The sequence below is a fragment of the Gemmatimonadaceae bacterium genome (assembly GCA_035533015.1).
Lineage (GTDB): Bacteria > Gemmatimonadota > Gemmatimonadetes > Gemmatimonadales > Gemmatimonadaceae > JAGWRI01.
In genome coordinates this window covers 49,305-65,302 of sequence record DATLUQ010000019.1, presented here as the reverse complement: position 1 = coordinate 65,302, position 15,998 = coordinate 49,305, and the positions used below count along the sequence as shown (strand labels likewise).

12 protein-coding genes are annotated in these 15,998 nt (G+C 68.5%); 2 read left to right on the top strand and 10 right to left on the bottom strand.

All coding sequences use genetic code 11. From position 1 onward, the window contains the following. Nucleotides 1–95 precede the first annotated feature (95 nt). The 5 genes from VNF92_04375 to VNF92_04355 form a co-directional block, all read right to left on the bottom strand. Nucleotides 96–2,039, bottom strand: a complete 1,944-nt coding sequence (locus tag VNF92_04375; GenBank protein HVA57101.1) for a M1 family metallopeptidase — start codon at nt 2,037–2,039, stop codon at nt 96–98. 142 nt (nt 2,040–2,181) lie between these two features. Continuing rightward, nucleotides 2,182–4,146, bottom strand: a complete 1,965-nt coding sequence (locus VNF92_04370; GenBank protein ID HVA57100.1) for a DUF2339 domain-containing protein — start codon at nt 4,144–4,146, stop codon at nt 2,182–2,184. Then, the gene (locus tag VNF92_04365; protein HVA57099.1) at nt 4,130–4,771 is read right to left on the bottom strand and encodes a hypothetical protein; all 642 of its coding nucleotides are present in this window, start codon (nt 4,769–4,771) and stop codon (nt 4,130–4,132) included. Before VNF92_04365 ends, VNF92_04370 begins: the two co-directional genes overlap by 17 nt. Nucleotides 4,772–4,878: 107 nt before the next feature. Next, on the bottom strand, nt 4,879–6,315 hold the full coding sequence (locus VNF92_04360; GenBank protein HVA57098.1) for a tyrosine phenol-lyase: 1,437 nt from the start codon (nt 6,313–6,315) through the stop codon (nt 4,879–4,881). Between the two features lie 185 nt (nt 6,316–6,500). Next, on the bottom strand, nt 6,501–7,043 hold the full coding sequence (locus VNF92_04355; protein HVA57097.1) for a hypothetical protein: 543 nt from the start codon (nt 7,041–7,043) through the stop codon (nt 6,501–6,503). Between the two features lie 183 nt (nt 7,044–7,226). On the opposite strand from VNF92_04355, the gene VNF92_04350 reads away from it, so the two are divergent. Further along, nucleotides 7,227–8,210 carry an aldo/keto reductase gene (locus VNF92_04350; protein ID HVA57096.1) on the top strand — a complete coding sequence of 328 codons (984 nt, stop codon included), beginning with the start codon at nt 7,227–7,229 and terminating at the stop codon, nt 8,208–8,210. 76 nt (nt 8,211–8,286) lie between these two features. Here the strand turns inward: VNF92_04350 and VNF92_04345 are convergent, their stop codons facing one another. Next, entirely contained in the window at nt 8,287–9,351 is a 1,065-nt protein-coding gene (locus VNF92_04345; GenBank protein ID HVA57095.1) for a hypothetical protein, read from the bottom strand. Between the two features lie 150 nt (nt 9,352–9,501). Between VNF92_04345 and VNF92_04340 the strand changes: the two genes are divergently transcribed. Then, nucleotides 9,502–12,798, top strand: coding sequence for a hypothetical protein (locus VNF92_04340; GenBank protein HVA57094.1), 3,297 nt, complete (start codon nt 9,502–9,504; stop codon nt 12,796–12,798). Between the two features lie 75 nt (nt 12,799–12,873). Here VNF92_04340 and VNF92_04335 read toward each other — a convergent pair whose 3' ends face one another. The 4 genes from VNF92_04335 to VNF92_04320 all read right to left on the bottom strand — a co-directional run bounded on the left by VNF92_04335 (nt 12,874) and on the right by VNF92_04320 (nt 15,874). Further along, the gene (locus tag VNF92_04335; protein HVA57093.1) at nt 12,874–13,143 is read right to left on the bottom strand and encodes a hypothetical protein; all 270 of its coding nucleotides are present in this window, start codon (nt 13,141–13,143) and stop codon (nt 12,874–12,876) included. A gap of 128 nt (nt 13,144–13,271) precedes the next feature. Then, nucleotides 13,272–14,036 (bottom strand): metal ABC transporter permease, encoded by a 765-nt coding sequence (locus VNF92_04330; GenBank protein ID HVA57092.1) that lies wholly within the window; start codon nt 14,034–14,036, stop codon nt 13,272–13,274. Beyond that, complete coding sequence (locus VNF92_04325; protein ID HVA57091.1) at nt 14,023–14,739, bottom strand: metal ABC transporter ATP-binding protein; 717 nt, start codon at nt 14,737–14,739, stop codon at nt 14,023–14,025. Before VNF92_04325 ends, VNF92_04330 begins: the two co-directional genes overlap by 14 nt. A gap of 58 nt (nt 14,740–14,797) precedes the next feature. Continuing rightward, nucleotides 14,798–15,874 carry an alpha-hydroxy acid oxidase gene (locus VNF92_04320; GenBank protein ID HVA57090.1) on the bottom strand — a complete coding sequence of 359 codons (1,077 nt, stop codon included), beginning with the start codon at nt 15,872–15,874 and terminating at the stop codon, nt 14,798–14,800. Between the last annotated feature and the right edge of the window lie 124 nt (nt 15,875–15,998).

Sequence of the window (15,998 nt, the reverse complement as noted above, 5' to 3'; positions counted from 1 at the left end):
CACGATGGTACGCCGAAGGCGGGGCTCCGTTCCCGGAACCCCGCCCGCGAAGCCTTGGCGCGCAGGGCCAGCCGTCTACCCCGTAGCGACTGCCGCTATGGCGCCGTCCAGGTGTTGTTCGCACGGTCGACGTCGATCAGCCGGCGGTCGGGATCCAGTTCGATCTTGGTGAGTGTCTTGCCCACGAAGGCGTACTGCCTGATGAACCGGACGCTGTTCATGTACCACGATTCCGCCGGATAGTCGACGTCCTGCGTCGTGCCATCGGAGAAGGTGAACCGCGCGATGATCGGCAGCACGCCCTTGGCCAGGTTGCCGTACGCCACCGCGACCCGTTCCGTGTCGCCCACCATGCGGGTCGCCACGGTGTCGACCGTCTGATCGAACTGGTCATTGGTCTCGAAGAACTCGCGCCAGAACCAGTCGAGGCGGCGGCCGCCGGCGTCTTCCATGGTGCGGAAGAAATCGCTGGGTGTGGGATGCTTGTACGCCCACCGATGGATGTACTCGCGGAAGCCGTCGTCGAAGGCGCTGTCGCCCAGGATTTCGTCGCGCAGCAGGTGCAGCGCCATCGACGTCTTGACGTACTGGTTGATGCCGAGCAGCTGCGGATTGATGCGGTCCGGCCCGACGTCGATCGGCGTGTCGTACCCCGCTTTCATGACCTGCTCGACCTCCTGCCGTTCCTCCGCTTCTCGCTGGGCCTCGTCCCCTTTCTGTGGGTAGCGCAGCGCCTCGGAGAAGGTGTTGATGAACGTGTTGAAGCCCTCGTCCATCCAGAAGTGCATGCGTTCGTTCGACCCGACGATCATCGGGAACCAGTTGTGCCCGATCTCGTGCGTGATGACGTTGTACAGCCCGTACACGTCGCGGCTGCGCGCCTCCATGGCCAGCATCGGGTATTCCATTCCACTGATGGGACCCTCGGCCACCGTGATCTGCGGGTACGGATATTGGAACCAGCGCGTGGAGTACTCCATGATCGACATGCGCGCCTGGTCGGCGGCGTCGGACCACGGATTCACGGCCGATGGCCGGTAGTACGACTGCGCGAGCACGCCCTTCCAACTCGAGGCATCCCAGATGTACTCGGGCGAGGTGGCCCAGGCCACGTCGCGCACGTTCTTGGCGGCGAACTTCCAGGTGAGCGTGCCTGTCTTCTTCGGGCGCGCCGCGCCGCTCTCCAGCTCGGCCTGCGTCACGATGTGCACCGTGGTGTCCGACTTGGCGGCGTTGGCGAGGCGCGCGATCTCCGTTGGGGTGAGCACCTCGGACGCGTTCTGCAACGTCCCGGTGGCGGCCACGATGTAGCCTGCCGGCACGGTCGCCGAGAGCGAGAAATCGCCGTATTCGCAGTAGAATTCGCCCTGGCCAAGATAGGGCTCGATGTTCCAGCCCTTGACGTCGTCGTACACGACCATGCGCGGATACCACTGCCCGAATTCGAATAGCGAGCCATCGTAACCCATGCGGTCGGCGCCGTGCTCGGGGATCGCGAAGTGCCAGGCGATCTCCAGCGTCGTGCTCTTGCCCGGGGCGAGCGGTTCGGCAAGATCCGCCCGCATGACCGTGGTGGATACGCGCGTCGTGAGCGGCGCGTTCTTCTTTCCGGGAACGACCTGCTCGAACCGCTCGATGACGTCGCCGCCCTGGAATCCCCGGGCGCCGAAGCGCGTGTTCGGCCCGTACACGTAGGAGTTCAGCGAGCCGTGCTCGAATGCGTCCTGCTCCACCTGCACCCAGACATAGTCGAGCGTAACCGGCGAGTTGTTGGTGTACTTGATCCGCTCGGTGCCGCTGAGCACGCGGGTGGTCGTGTCGAGCGTGGCGTGGATGTCGTAGTCGGCCCGGTTCTGCCAGTAGTCGGGGCCGGGCGCGCCCGACCCGAGCCGGAACGCGTTGGGCGTGGGCAGCGCGAGCGGCGCGAAGATGGACGTGTCGCCGACACCGACGGTGTCGAAATGCTGTTGGGCCGCCGCCGGCGCGGCCAAACCGCCAAGCGCCACGAGGCCGATCAGGAATCTGAGAGAGGTACGCACGGGAGTCGTCACCCAAGAAGGTAGGAGAAGAGGGGACCGCGATGCTGGAGGATACACTCGCGGGGGTGGCGAGTGCCAGCACATCGACGGTATGGATTGTGTTCACACGCGGGTTCCGCTGCGGGCGCGGGCGCCACCCGCCTCACGCGTCCGGCGCCTGAGCGGCCGCCGTCTCAACCACCGGTGCGTCCGTTCCGCGGCGGCGATACCAGTAGGCAATCCCGAGCAGGAACGCGCTCGCCACGAGATAGGACGCGATGCGCACGCTCACCGATTTCACCGAATCGACCGCCGCCAGCGCGCGCACCGCCGCCACGATGGCCAGCGCCAGCCCGACCTGGCGGAGCGCCCGCACGCCACGCGCCCGCCCGACGCCGACGGCGGCGACGGCCACGCCAGCCTCGAGGCTCACGAGCAACAGCGTGGCCACCGACGGGCTCCAGGCAGCGGCCAGCTCATGGTGGACCCAGATGAACGCCCACACCCAGGGCGCGGTGCCAGCCGCCGCCCGCACGTTCGCGCCGTCACGTTCGGCCCGCGCCGCGTCAACGGCCAACGCGCCGCGCAGCGAACCGGTCCAGGCGGCGGCCCGGGCCGCGATCAGCATCCACGCGGCGAGCACCGCCGCCGCCGCCAACGACTCCCGCGTGCCGAACGGCGTGTACGTGAACGCGGGCCGGCGGTCCATGAGAAACCACGTATGAGCGCCCGCCACCACGAGCGCGAGCCCCGCCATGCCCGGCCACGAATAGCTCGGCCGCCAGCGCAGCGCCGCCGCGAACGCCAGCCCGAGCGCGACGTCGGCAACCGGATACGCGATCGGCGATTGCCACGGCGCGAGGTTGGCGGCCGCGAACGCCGTCGCCGCAGCGGCGAACGCCAGCGCGTCGCGCGACATCCCAGCGGGACGGCGCCATACGGCGATCCCGAGCACCAGCGCCGCGCCGGCCATCGCAGCCGCCGACCACCATGGCGTGCGCGGACCGGCGTAGGCGACGGCTGCCGCGAACGCCAGCGGGATGACCGCCCCGTCGGTCCACGACGGCGCGAATCCCACGTTCACGCCTCCGGCCACCGGGCCGGCGGGAGGCGCGCCGGCCGACCGGTCGGCCATCGCCAACCACACCACCCCCAACGCGCCCAGCACCACCGCCGTCCATTGCGCGCCTAGCGGCGTGGCCTGCCAGCTCACCCACCCGGCCGCGGCCGCCGCGATCACGCCCTGGGCGCGGAGCCGCGGCCGGATAAGATCGGCCGACGTCATGGGCGAGATGCCGACGAGCGCTACCGCGACCGGGAGCGCGACGGCGAGCAGTGGCCCCCAGTGCAGCGGCGCCCCGGACACCGTGAGCGCCACGGTGTAGAGCAGGACGATGGTGACCAGCGTGCGCGCAGCGTAGCGCCAGCCACGCGTCGCGATACCGGCGGCGCCGGCGACGGCCACCGCGGCACCGTACCCCGCGAGCAGCACCAGGCTCCCGGTGTGCTCGCTGGTCACGAACGGCGCCAACGCCGCGCCGCCGAGGCCGATGCACCAGAGCGGTTCCTCGCGCTCGAGGAGGGCGAACGCCGCGAGGGCCGCGGAAGCGACGGTGGCCAGCGCGAAGGCCTGACCGCCGGGCACGAGGTGGAGGCCTGGACCCGCGGCCCATGCACACACGTGCACCACCGCCAGGGCAAGTCCGAGCAGCGCCGAGCTGAAGGACCGCTCGCGGGCGTGCAACCGAAGTCCGGCGCCGGCGAGCGCGGCAGCGAGGGCCAGCCCGAGGACGACCCGGGTGGTGGGACCGAGCAGGCCGTGCGCTGCCGCCCAACTCACGAACGTGCCCACGGCGGCGAGCGTGGTGAGGGTGCCCAGCGCAAGCACGCCGTACCGCCCCACGAAACTCTCGATGTCCGACTCTGGCCCGGCGGCTACGGCGGCAGGCCGGGGCGGCGGGGCGGCGGCGGCCGGCGCGACAGCGGGTTCTCCGGACGGCGCCGCCGCGCGGGGCGCGTCGGCGGTCGCGAGGCGCGTCGTGAGCCGGGCTACGTCACCGCGAAGCGCTCCGACCGCCGCTTCGAGGTTGCCGACGCGCGCGCGGAGGTCGTCATCGCCCGCGGCCACGGCCCACCTGGCTATCGCGCAGAAGCTGATCCAGGCGCTTGCGTTGATCGTCGATCAGACGCTTCGCCCGATCGGCGGTCTTGCCCGTCAGCATGGCCAGGGCCTGATCGGCCGCGGCGGCGTTGTTCTTCGAGATATCGGCGAACAGGTATTCCAGACTCACGGGACGCTGGCCGGTACGGTTGCGATCATCCAGCGCCGCATCGTCGGAGATCGACACCGGCGCGCTTGGGTTCGCGGCAAGCGAATCGACCTGCTGGAGCATCCGCGCATTGGCGGCGTCGAGGCGTGCCAGGATCCCGCCGAACTTGCCGATGAGCGTATCGGAAATGCCGATATCCTTGCGATGCTCGATGAGCGGCGAGATGGGATTGAGCCGTTCCACCGAGTCGGAGGTGACGATGTGCGGCTTCTCTTTCGGCGGGCCGGCGTTGCGGCCTCCTCCGCCTCCCCCGCCTCCCCCGCCCTGAGCGCGAGCGGTGAGGGCCGACGCGCACAGCAGTACGACGGCAACGACGGCGAGGTGGCGAAGCTTCATGGATGGGGTCCGGTAGGAGTCGAGGCGGCCGGCGGACTTCGGCCAGGACTCCAAGTTACGGCATGCCGGGAAGGTTGTCAGGCTCACGGCCGGCAGCGCCTCCGCCCCGGCTTCTGACCACGGCACAAAGAAGACGCCAATTGGGTTCGGCCCCAATTGGCGCTTCCTGACTCGCCTGTCAGTCCGGCTTCGCGCTACGCGCCGGAGGCAGACGTGGCGCGTGCGGGCTCCGCGTCCCGGAAGATGCCCGCGGCACCCACCGGCTCGAACCGGGCCTGGAAGAAACGCAGGAATTCGGGCTCGTATGTGAACGCCAGTCCGGTGACGCGATCGCGCTTCTCAAACACGGCGATCACGCTCTCCGCGGTCACGTCCATGTGTGCCTGCGTGTACACACGGCGGGGGATCGTCAGGCGCACGAGTTCGAGCTTGGGTGTACGGTTGCTTCCGGTTTGGGGATCCCGCCCCGACGACACGGTGCCGCGCTCCATGGCGCGGATGCCCGATTCGATGTACAGGGCCGCGGCCAGGGCCTGCGCGGGGAACTGGTCGCGCGGCACGTGCGGCAGGATCGCCGCCGCGTCGAGGAAGACGGCGTGGCCGCCGATCGGTCGGACCACGGGAACCCCGGCCTCCATGAGCTTGTTCCCGAGGTAGAGGACCTGCCCGATGCGGCTGCGGATGTGGTCGTCCTGCACCGATTCCTCGATGCCGATCGCCATGGCTTCCATATCGCGGCCGGCGAGGCCGCCGTACGTGTGCAGTCCCTCGAACAGGACAACCAGGTTCCGCGCCTTCTCGGCCAGGCCATCGTCGCGGAGTGCCAGCCAGCCCCCGATATTCACCAGGCTGTCCTTCTTGCCCGACATCGTGGCGCCATCGGAATAATGACACAGGTCGAGCAGGATCTCGGCCACCGTGCGGTCGCGCTGGCCCGGTTCCCGCTGCTGGATGAACCAGGCGTTCTCCACCGCCCGCGTGGCGTCGAGGATCACGAGGATGCCGCGCGCATGAGCAAATTCAAAGACCGCTTTCAGATTGGAGAGGCTGATCGGCTGCCCACCCGCCATGTTGACCGTGGCCGCCACCGACACATACGGCATGCGGGCGGCCCCGACCTCATCGACGAGGGCCGCCAGCTTGGTGAGGTCGATGTCGCCCTTGAACGGATGTTCCGACCGCGGGTCATGGGCCTCGGCGATGATCACGTCGTGGAAGGTCGCGCCGGCGAGCTCCTGGTGCGCCCGCGTGGTGGTGAAGTACATGTTGCCCGCCACGTGATCGCCAGGCTTGATGAGCACGCGGGACAGAATGTGCTCCGCGCCCCGGCCCTGGTGCGTGGGAATGATGTGTTCGTAGCCGTAATAGTCGCGCACGGCGCGCTCAAGATGGTAGAAATTGCGCGAGCCCGCGTACGCTTCGTCACCCAGCATCATCCCCGCCCACTGGCGGTCCGACATCGCGCTCGTGCCCGAGTCGGTGAGCAGATCGATGTAGACGTCTTCGGAGCGGAGGAGAAACGTGTTGTAGCCGGCATCGCGGATGGCGCGCTCGCGGTCGCGACGGTCGGTCATCTTGATGGGCTCGACGACCTTGATCTTCCAGGGCTCGGCCCAGCTGCGCGTGGTCATGGACAGTCCTCTGAACGAATGGGCGCAGGCTGCGCGCCGAACGACGCGCGGCCGCTCTGCGCAACCTCGACAGGGAACCCCCGTCCGTCAGTCAGGGAAAGTGAACAGGGGCGTCGGGTCGCGCCCGACATCGGCCGGGTCAGATGCCGAGCCGCCGCCTCGCCGTCCTCGCGGGGCGGTCCGCGTCACTCGTTTCCGGTGCTCCGCCCCCGCTGGACCAATCGCTCCATTCGGTCGTGCGAATCCTTGAGCACGTCGTCCGCCGCCTTCTTCTGATCGTCCGTCATCAGGGCGCGCGCCACGGTCTCCACCGAGTCGTACCGCTGCCGGGTGGCGCTGGCAATCATCCGCGACAGCACATTGAGCGTGCGCGCGTGGGCCTGGTCGTCGGACGAGAGGTCGGAACCCAGGTTCGCCAACTCGACGTTCAGCGAGTCGAGGGCGTGGAACGGCGGTCGCTGTGCGTCGATCAGCTGTCCGTTCATCGCCTCGAGCTTCGCCGTCTGGTCGTCCGTCAATTTCAGATCGCGGCGTTTGTCCAGCAGGATCGCGAGGGGGTCGAGGTCGGCCAGTTCCTGGCGCGAGATGGCAGGAACGGTCGCCGCTTCGCCGCTGCCGAACCGATCCGTGGTGCGGCGACCGCCTCCGCTCCGGCCGCCCCCCCGCTGGGCAACGCTGAGGCTCGGAACGATGGCCAGGATGGCGATCGCCAGCATGAATCGACGCATGAGATCCTCCGACGAAGAACGAACTGGTCAACGGAAATGGGACGAATCCGGACCGCGATCGCACTGGAATTGGGGTTCGACCTGTATACACGCGACGACGCCGGATCGTTGAACCGGGCGGACGGCCGCCCCAGCCGCCACCCGCTCGTTAGCTTGATCCGGAGACCAGACGGGGAGTGACCGATGCAACGCCGGAAACTGGCCCAGCTCGACGTGTCCGCGATCGGACTCGGATGCATGGGGATGAGCGACTTCTATGGACCGCGCGACGAAGCGGAGTCGCTCGCCACGATCGAGCGAGCGCTCGACCTGGGCATCACGTTCTTCGACACGGCCGACATGTACGGGTCGGGCGCGAACGAGAAATTGCTCGGGCGCGCGCTCGGGGCGCGCCGCCGGTCGGTGGTCGTCGCCACCAAATTCGGGATCGTTCGCGACGCCGCCAATCCGGCATACCGCGGATTCGACGCCTCTCCTGCATACTGCCAGCGGGCCTGCGACGCGAGCCTCAAACGGCTGAATACCGACTACATCGACCTTTACTATCTGCACCGCTCGGACACCAAGACGCCCATCGAGGACACGGTGGGCGCGATGAAGCGGTTGGTCGAGGCGGGCAAGGTGCGACACGTTGGCCTGTCCGAAGTATCGGCCGACACGCTGCGCCGCGCGCACGCCGTACATCCCATCACGGCACTGCAGAGCGAGTACAGCCTGTGGACCCGCGACCCCGAGGACGGCTTGTTCGCGGTCTGTCGCGCGCTGGGCGTGGGCTTCGTACCGTACAGCCCGCTGGGCCGCGGCTTCCTGAGTGGCGAGATCAAGAGTCCCGACGATTTCGCGGCCGACGACTTCCGGCGCATCCAGCCGCGGTTCCAGGGCGAGAACTTCCAGCAGAATCTGGCGCTCGTGGCGCGTGTGCAGACGATGGCCCGGGCCAAGGCATGCACGGCGGCGCAACTCGCACTGGCCTGGGTCCTGGCGCAGGGCGACGACATCGTGCCCATCCCGGGCACCAAGCGCGTGAAGTATCTGGAGCAAAACGTGGCCGCGGTGGACCTCGTGCTCACGCCGGCCGATCTCGCAGCGATCGAGTCCGCGTTCCCGCGGCATGCGGTGGCGGGCGAGCGGTATCAAACCACGGCCATGGCGGCGCTCAACCGCTGAGCGCCGCCCGGCGCTCAGGCCGGGTGGGGGAGCGGATCGCACGCGGCGGGCCGCAGCAGGTGGCGCGCCGAACGTATCATGCCTCTGCCCCGCGTCGTGCGTGGACGGCCTTGGCGAAGGCCGGGGCGTCGTCCAGCGTGAGGGTGATCGTCTTCACCCGCTTCGTCCGTCCGTACGCGCCGGCGGCGACGAGTGGCTCGCCGAGGTCGATCCGCACGCTCGGCGGGGCGGCACCGCCCACCCGGAGACACGCCGGTGCGTGGCGCACGGGGGCCGTCACGCGCCCGGCATCCAAGCGCTGGATGGCGGAGAATGGAACGTCGAGCGTCCACTGAACGCCGCTGCGCACGACAATGCCGCTCGCGGTCACCAGCACCGGGCGCAGCACCATGGCGCGGACGAAGCCGACCAGCCAGATCACGCCGAGCGCGCTGAACGCGGACAGAATCCACGCCGTCCGCGGGCTGAACGCGCGGACGACCAGGTGCACCACGAACAGTTCGACGACGCACACCCCGATCACGGCCCAATAGAGCGCGAGGAGTCCCGTCTTCCGGTGAAACGAGAATCCCTGCGAGCCGGCGGGCGCGTGCGGCCGGCGGCGCCATGAACACAGCGCATAAAAGCCGATCGTCAATTCGGTGGCGAGGATCTGGCCCACCACGCGATAGGGAAACGCACTGCTGAGTGCCGCGACGATGCGTTCCGGAACGTCGGCGTCCGGCGCAGTGCCGCGGAAGCCATGCGTGGCGCGCCGTACCTTCACGACCACGTACGCGATCAGCGCCAGTTCGAAGGGCGCCACCAGGAATCGCGCGTAGAGCAGATACTCCCGCTGGTCGGGGCGCAACACGAGGCGCGCGCCGAGCAGGCTGAGCATGAACGCCGCGATCACGCGCGCGGCCGACGCGCCGGCGGGCCGGATCACGAGCAGCCAATACAGCGCGGAAACGACGAGCGTCAGGTCGAGGGTCACTCCGAGCGGAATGCCCAGTATGATGCCGTGCCGCGGCGCCGCCGGTGAGCGCGCGACGAGGAAGTCGACGGTGTAGATCACGAGCGCGACCGCGGCGAAGGCCTTCGGGAATCCGCGCGGAGTGCTCGACGGTGCCCCGACTGTGGGAGCGTGCGTGTCCGGCATGACGGCTCGCGGTGGATATCTTCTCGAAAAGTTAGCCCCCACGGGTCGCCGCGCCATAGCGGCGCCCGCGCGACGGCACCCGCCCCAGTCGCCTCCTTTCCATCCCCGCGGCGCGGGGTAACTTCAGCCCGACCTTCACTTCGCACGGACATGCTCAATATCCATCAACGCACTTCGCGCTTTCTCGCCGCCGCCGGCCTCGCTGCGGCCTCCCTCCTGCCCCTGCATCAGGCCGCCGCGCAGCGCGCCGGCAAGACCGCGGACGCCGCCCCCGACTCGGCGCACGCCGGCCCGTCGTTGGCAGGTCTCAAGCTGCGCTCGATCGGGCCGGCGATGATCTCGGGTCGCATCACCGACATCGCCGTCAATCCGCGCGACAAGTCGATGTGGTATATCGGGACCGCGTCGGGCGGTCTCTGGAAGACCGAGAACGCGGGCACGACGTGGACCCCGATCTTCGACGACGAGCCCGTGTACTCGATCGGTGTGGTGACGCTCGATCCCAAGAATCCCAACGTGGTATGGGTGGGCACGGGCGAGTACAACGCGCAGCGGTCGGTGGCCTACGGCGACGGCGTGTACAAATCGGACGACGGCGGCCGCACGTGGACGAACGTCGGGCTCAAGAACTCCGAGCACATCGGACGCATCCTCATCGATCCACGAAATTCGGACGTGGTGTACGTGGCGGCCCAGGGACCGCTGTACAGTGCCGGCGGCGACCGCGGATTGTACAAGACCACCGATGGCGGCAAGACGTGGAAGAAGATCCTGGGCAACGGCGAGTGGGCGGGCGTGGCCGATGTTGCCCTCGACCCGCGCAATCCTGACTTGCTCATCGCGGCCACCTGGCAACGATATCGCCGGCAATGGGGCTACATCGCCGGCGGCCCGGAGTCGGCGCTCTGGCGCAGCGCCGATGGCGGCGAGACGTGGAAGAAGATCACCGCGGGGCTTCCGTCCGGCGACGACGTGGGGCGCTACGGGCTCGCCGTGGCCCCGCAGGATCCGGACATCGTGTACGCGATGGTCGAGGCGGGCGAGGGAGGCGGATTCTATCGTTCCACCGACGACGGCGTGAGCTGGACCAAGATGAGCGGGTACAATTCGGTGGGGCTGTACTACGGCCGCATCTACCCCGATCCCAACGACGTGGACCGCGTGTATGCCGGAGATTTCATGACGCAGGTGACCGACGACGCCGGCCGCACGTTCCGCGCCGTTGGGGAGAAGGACAAGCACGTGGACAACCACGTCGTGTGGATCGATCCGGCCAACTCCGACCACCTGCTCATCGGCTGCGACGGCGGGCTGTACGAGAGCTTCGACCGCGGGCGCACGTACAAGTTCTTCGGCAACTTGCCGCTGGCCCAGTTCTACCGGGTGGCGGTGGACAACGCGCTGCCCTTCTACCACGTGTACGGCGGTACGCAGGACAACGCGTCCGTTGGCGGACCGTCGCGAACACAGGCGTCGTACGGCATCGTCAATTCCGACTGGTTCTTCACGCAGGGTGGCGACGGCTTCCAATCGCAAGTCGACCCCGAAGATCCGAACACGGTATACGCCCAGTACCAGAACGGCGGGCTGTCGCGGTTCAATCTCAAGACGGGGGAGAACGTCGACATCATCCCGCAACCGGAGCCGGGACAGCCGGCGCTCCGCTGGTTCTGGGACGCGCCGTTGATCATCAGTCCGCATTCACACACCAGGCTCTATTTCGGCTCTCAGATCCTCTGGCAGAGCGACGACCGCGGCGACACCTGGCGGCCGGTAAGCCCCGACCTGTCGCGGCAGATCGATCGCAACAAGCTCAAGATGATGGGACGCGTATGGGGCGTGGACGCGCTGGACAAGAACACGTCGACGTCGTTCTACGGCAGCATCGTGACGATCGGCGAGTCGCCGATCAAGGCCGGCCTGCTCTGGGTGGGCACGGACGACGGGCTCATTCAGGTGAGCGAGGACGACGGCGGGACGTGGCGGAAGCTCGATCACTTTCCCGGCGTGCCCGACACGACGTTCGTCTCGCGCCTCACGCCGTCGGCGTTCGACGTGAATACCGTGTACGCCGCGTTCGACAATCACAAGGCGGGCGACTACAAGCCGTATCTGCTCAAGAGCACCGACCTGGGCAAGACCTGGACGTCGATCACAGGTGACTTGCCCGAGCGGGGAACGGCGTACACGATCATCGAAGACACGAAGGATCCACAGCTGCTCTTCGTCGGGACCGAATTCGGCCTGTTTTACACCGCGAATGGCGGGCAGCACTGGACGCGCTTGAAAGATGGCCTGCCCACGATCCCCGTCCGCGACCTGGTGGTCCAGAAGCGGGAAGACGATCTGGTCGCGGCCACGTTCGGGCGCGGCTACTACATCCTGGACGACATCGCGCCGCTGCGCGAACTCACGCCGGCCGTGCTCGCATCGGACGCCGCGCTGCTGCCCGTGAAGCGTGCGCCGCTGTACATGCAGACCAGCCCGCTCGGCGATTCGCGCGGCGGCAACTTCTATCGCGCGCCCAACCCGCCCTTCGGCGCGGTGTTCACGTACTATCTCAAGGATGCGATCAAGACGCGGAAGGAGATTCGCCAGGCCGCCGAGAAGGCCGCCGCGAAGAAGAGTGAGGATGTGTTCTACCCACCGTGGGATTCCCTCAAGGCGGAGAACGAGGAGCAGCCGCCGCAGTTGATCTTCACGATCACCGACGCCGAAGGGCGCGTGGTGCGGCGGCTCATGGAGGCGCCCAAGGCGGGGGTGCAGCGCGTGGCGTGGGACCTCCGGTATCCCAGCGTGCTGCCGGTGACCGCGGGCGGAACGGGGAACGGCGGTGGCACCGGGCCATTCGTGGCCCCTGGCACCTACCACGTGGCCATGGCCAAACTCGTGGACGGCGTGGAGACGCCGCTCGCCACCGCGCAGAGCTTCGATGTGTACATGCTCGACGGTCAGGACACACCGCGTTCGGCGGCCGTCGTCGCGTTCCAGGAGAAGACCGCCAGACTCCAACGCGCCGTGCTGGGCGCCAATGCGGCCGCGGGCGAGGCGGCCAACCGGCTGCAGGCGCTGCAGCGGGCGCTGGCGCGGACGTCGGCGCCCACGGATTCACTCATGGGTCGTGCCCGGGCGCTCGAGGATACGCTGCGCGCGATCCAGGAATCGCTGGGCGGCGACAACACCAAGGCCCGCTACAGCGAGCCGACGCCGCCGTCGCTCCTCGACCGGTTGAGCGATGCCACCGACGGCATCTGGTATTCGACGCTCGAGGATGCGACCAATACGCAGAAGCACCAGTACGATGTCGTGGCGGCGCAGTTCGGAGCCATCCTCGCCCGGCTTCGGCAGTTCATCAACGTCGATCTCGCGCGGCTCGAAGCCGCGGCCGAGGCGGCAGGCGCGCCCTGGACACCGGGACGGATTCCGACCTGGGATCCCAACGGATAGGCGCCGGGATTCGATGCGTAGATAGGCGAAGCGGCGCGCCCGAGGGCGCGCCGCTTCGGCCATCAGGCATGATACCTAATGCAATCGCGCCCGGTTCTCGGCGTCGACCGCATCGAAGATCTCGCGCCCCAGCCAGCGAACGAGCTCGCGGTCGAGTTCCTCGGGATCCTGGCCCTTCTCGACGGGGATCGCCTGGTAGCGCTTGCCCTCGCTCATCAGGTACCACTGGGCGGGCACGGCGGCCTCGCCCTTCCGTTCGTTGGCCGGGACGGCGTCGTACGACACGAAGTGGAACTGGCGGCCGCGGTGGAGTATGCGGCGTTGCTCGACTTTGAAGCTGCTCACTGGGGGTTGTCCGCGGCTGGGAACGGCGGCCGCCCGGGGGCGGCGCGGGCAGGGCGCCCCATCAGCCGTGTGGAGGAGCGCCTGCACCCTTGGAATCTAATCCATTTTTCGCCGAACGTCGCCGCGCCTCAACCGGCCCGGCGCGTCACCAGGCTCATGAAGAACACGGCCGCCGCCACGACGATGGTCAGCGGGCCCGTCGCGACCCCGAGCAGAGGGCCGCCCAGCGACCCGGCAAGCATGGCGAACACGGCCAGTCCCACCGACCACCACTGCATGCCGTCCAGGCTCCGGGCGAGCTGCTTGGCGGTGGCGGCCGGGATGATTATGAGCGACCCCATAAGGAGGACGCCGAGATAGCGGAGCCCCAATGCCACCGTGAGCGCGAACGCCATCAGGAACATCAGTTCCACGCGCGCCACCCGCACCCCGGCGGTCCGCGCCAGATCGGGCGAGACCAGTGCGATCACGAGCTCGCTGCGCGCCCACAGCATGAAGGCGATCACGAGTACCGCCGCGACGCCCCCCAGGACGAGTTCGGTTTGCCCCAAGCTTTGCGGGGCGCCGAACAGCGCATCGATCAGCTGCTCGCCCGATGCCATCATGCTGCCGATCGCGAGCGCAAGCGAGAACACCACCCCGATGATCGCTTCCGTCGGAATGCGCGTCTGACGTTCCACCCCCCACACGAGGAACGCGCCGACGAGCAGTGCCCCAAGCGCACCCAACACCGGGTCGAAGCGCAGCAGGAGCGCCAGACCGACCCCGGGGAGCGCGATGTGCGAGATGGCGTCGGCAGCCAGCGTCATCCGGCGCATCACCGCCACCGACCCGACGAGGCCCGCGGCGACCGCCATGCTGAGCGGAAGGACGAGTTCGCTAGGTGTCGGCACGGCCTTCGTGGTGTTCGTGCACGTGAAATTTCATCTGTGCCCCGTACATCGCCTGCAGCCGCTCGGTGGTCAGCACCTCGATCGGCGGACCCACGCACGCTTCGCGCTGCGAGAGGCAGAGCACCTGATCGGCGTACCGATATACGAGGTTCAGTTCGTGCGAGATGAGAAGCAGCGTGAACCCGTGTTTGCGCTGCAGCTGGCGGAACAGCGCGTAGATGCTCTCCTCGCCGGGCGGATCGACTCCCGCCGTCGGCTCGTCGAAAAGCAACACCGTGGGACGGCCCATGAGCGCAAAAGCCACGAGCAGGCGTTGGAACTGCCCGCCTGACAGCGTCCCGATCGGGCGGTCCGCGGCCCCGCCGTCCAGACTCACCGCCGAGAGCACCCGGGCGATCTCATCCCGCGGTACGCCGGCGACTTTGGCCTTGGCCCGGAGAAAATCCCGACCGGTGAGCGGGAGATCGCGCTCGATGTCCAGCTTCTGCGGCACGTAGCCGATGCGCGTGTCCGGCGCCCACCGCACGGTCCCCTCGTAGGGAACCGTGCCGATGAGCGCGCGGAACAGCACCGTCTTGCCCGCCCCGTTGGGCCCGATGATGGCGAGTGTGCTCCCGGCCGTGACCGTGAAGCTCAGGTCCCTGAGCACGCGCTCCTGGCCGAAGCCGACGGAGAGACCCTGAACCTCGAGTGCGGTGGACATGCGGCCTGAACGTTACCCTGGCCGTCAACGGCGCGAAAGCGTGCGCGATGCGGTCGGGCTACCCTGCGATCAGCGAGCGGTCGATGTCCGCCACGGTCGCTCGCCCGCACAGCGCCATGGCCAGCACGATCTCATTGCGGAAGTCGTCGAGCACGCGGCGCACGCCGTCCTCGCCGTTCACCGCCAGCCCCCACAGGTACGGCCGCCCGATGAGCACCGCGCGCGCTCCCATGGCCAACGCGGCCACCACGTGTGACCCGCGGCGGATCCCGCCGTCCACCAGCACCTCGAGCCGGTCGCCGGCGGCCTCCACCACGTCGCGCAGCGCGTACACGGTGGACACCGAGCCGTCGAGCTGGCGTCCGCCATGGTTCGACACGATCAAACCCGCGGCGCCATGGTCAGCCGCCAACCGCGCATCGTCGCCCGCCAGGATTCCCTTCAACACCAGCGGCAGCGTGGTGATGGACCGCAGCCACTCGATCGCCGTCCAGTTCAGGCCCGGATCCCAGAGCGCATTCACGTATTTCCGCAGCGCCGAATCGCGCTCGGCAACCGCCATCTCGGCCACCGCGTAGGGTTCCAGGTTGGTGAGCGTCACGCCGGGTGGAAGGCGAAAGCCGTCGCGGACCTCGCGCTCGCGGCGGCCCAGATACGGCACGTCCACCGTCACGCAGAGTGCCTCGTAGCCCGCCGCCTCGGCCCGCTGGACGAGCGAACGCGTGACCTCGCGGTCACGGTAGCAATAGAGCTGGAACCAACGCGGCCCGGCCACCGCCGCGGCCACATCCTCCAGCGAGGTGGTCGCGACCGTGCTCACCACCTGGATCACGCCGGCGCCGGCGGCCGCGCGGGCCACGGCCCGTTCGCCCTCGGGATGGGCCAGGCCGTTGAAGCCGCAGGGCGCCGTGAGGAGCGGCATCGCGACGTGCCGGCCGAGGATCGTGGTGGACGGATCGACGTTGCTCACGTCCACCAGCACCCGCGGCCGAAGACGGATGGCCTCCCAAGCGCGCCGGTTGTCGTCGATGGTCAGCTCGTCGTTCGCGCCGCCCGCGTAGTAGTCGTACACCATCTGGGGGAGCCGCTCGCGGGCGAGGGCCTCGAGTTCCTGCAGGTTGACCGGCGCGGGCATGCCGTACCTCGATCGAGATTGGGGACGCTGCACAGTATCTCCGGCGAACGGCCTGCGGAACCCGCCGGGCGCGAATTCGACGTTCCGCGCGCCAACGCCGCTGGACGCGGGCGCGTATGACCAG

Coding starts and splice junctions, on each gene's coding strand:
- VNF92_04340 (HVA57094.1), top strand. CDS start 9,502: ATGCTCAATATCCATCAACGCACTTCGCGCTTTCTCGCCGCCGCCGGC.
- VNF92_04360 (HVA57098.1), bottom strand. CDS start 6,315: ATGACCACGCGCAGCTGGGCCGAGCCCTGGAAGATCAAGGTCGTCGAG.
- VNF92_04345 (HVA57095.1), bottom strand. CDS start 9,351: ATGCCGGACACGCACGCTCCCACAGTCGGGGCACCGTCGAGCACTCCG.
- VNF92_04320 (HVA57090.1), bottom strand. CDS start 15,874: ATGCCCGCGCCGGTCAACCTGCAGGAACTCGAGGCCCTCGCCCGCGAG.
- VNF92_04325 (HVA57091.1), bottom strand. CDS start 14,739: ATGTCCACCGCACTCGAGGTTCAGGGTCTCTCCGTCGGCTTCGGCCAG.
- VNF92_04350 (HVA57096.1), top strand. CDS start 7,227: ATGCAACGCCGGAAACTGGCCCAGCTCGACGTGTCCGCGATCGGACTC.
- VNF92_04355 (HVA57097.1), bottom strand. CDS start 7,043: ATGCGTCGATTCATGCTGGCGATCGCCATCCTGGCCATCGTTCCGAGC.